This is a genomic window from Oleiphilus sp. HI0066 (assembly GCF_001635725.1).
The window spans coordinates 1-1,577 of the sequence record NZ_LWFH01001675.1 but is presented as its reverse complement, the minus strand read 5'-3'; the positions used below and the strand labels follow the sequence as shown (position 1 = coordinate 1,577).

General features: G+C 46.4%; 1 protein-coding gene. It reads left to right on the top strand.

The features are described from left to right. On the top strand, positions 1 to 1,577 hold a 1,577-nt coding region (locus A3738_RS26215; protein WP_304440134.1), incomplete at both ends, for a 3'-5' exonuclease.

Here is a 1,577-nt window from a genome sequence, read left to right as displayed (position 1 = left end):
TTTTGGCAGTGCCTTACGATATTCTGAAGTTGAGGCATTGGATGAAGAGGGGAAGGCTTTATCAAAGGCTGATATATCGGATAGCTTAAGCTTGTTGTTGGCTTCGCAAGTATGCGAAGTACTCAATGATAAAACGCTAGGACTGAATAGCTCTGACTTAGCGATACTTGTGCGCACTAAAAATGAAGCGCGACAAGTGAAGCAGGTGCTAGCGCAGGTCGGTGTTAAGTCTTGCTTTGATGACGATGCTTCTGTGTTTGAAAGTGCGGAGGCTATGTCTTTGGCATTTTTGTTAGAGGCAGCGCAAAACCCAACAAAGAAGCGCGCGATACGTTCTGTACTGCAAGATCCATTTTGGCAGGTAACAGATGCCGAGCTGTCTCGCATCACAGAGGATGAGTTTGCTTTACAGACATGGGTAGACCGTTTTCAGAATCTACAACATCATTGGCAGCGTTTTGGTGTGCTTAGCATGGTGCGCTTAGCCATTGATGAGTTTTCAATTCTAAAGCATTGGCATAACGCGGCGACGTCACAGGACACTGTAACGCTAGATTGGGAGCGCAGCCTAACTAACATCAGTCAGTTAGCTGAACTTTTACAAGAAAAAGCACGCACATTGCGATCAGAAAGCGCCTTGTTACGTTGGTATTGGCAGTGCATTGGGCAGACTGCGCAGCCATCAGCCGAAAAACTCGCGACGCATCAGCTTCGTTTAGAAAGCGACGAGGCCTTGGTTCGTATCGTGACGATTCATAAGTCAAAGGGCTTGGAATACCCAATTGTGTTTTTACCGTTTCTGTTTACGACAAGAGATGCGCAACAGGCTTGGTTCTATGATGAGGCTGGACGCTTATGTTTAGCATTAGAGCCGAACGAGCAACAGCAAACAGCGGCTGATCGAGAGCGTTTAGCGGAAGAAATGCGTTTACTATATGTCGCTTTAACGCGCGCACAATATCATTGTTATATCGGCACCGCGGAGTTTAGTGGGAGTCGATCGCCCAAAATGTACTCCACTGCGCTTGGTTATTTGTTATCACAGGGCCAGTTATCCGATGATCTTGAAAAAGGATGGCTGCAAGACGCAATCTCTCGTTTTACGAAGCACACTGATTTTTCTACTTCATATCAATATCTCACGTTTGAAGAAGTACACGCGCTCAATCGCTCGAGTCGATTGTTGATTGATCAAAGTTCTCAATCGGCTTCTGAGCTCTCAGACGAGTTATTCGCTCCTCAATTAAAACAATCATGGAAGGTCCAAAGCTTTACCGGATTGCTTAATGAGCACAGAGCACTAAACCCGCATAGTGAGCATACTCATCGATCAATGGATGATCTCGGCGAAGCCCCGCCAGCTAACGCGATTGATATTATGAATTTCCCCAAGGGTAGTCAGGCAGGTACTTTCTTGCACCGCTTATTCGAGGATATTGAATTCGCAACGGGCGAGCTAAACACCAATGTCCCAGCCACTAATTTAGAAGAGCACATCTGTAATTTGTTGCAGCAGTATGCCTTAGTGCCAGAGCGGCATGAACAAGCATGGGCGGCTTATCTCGAGCAATGGGTTC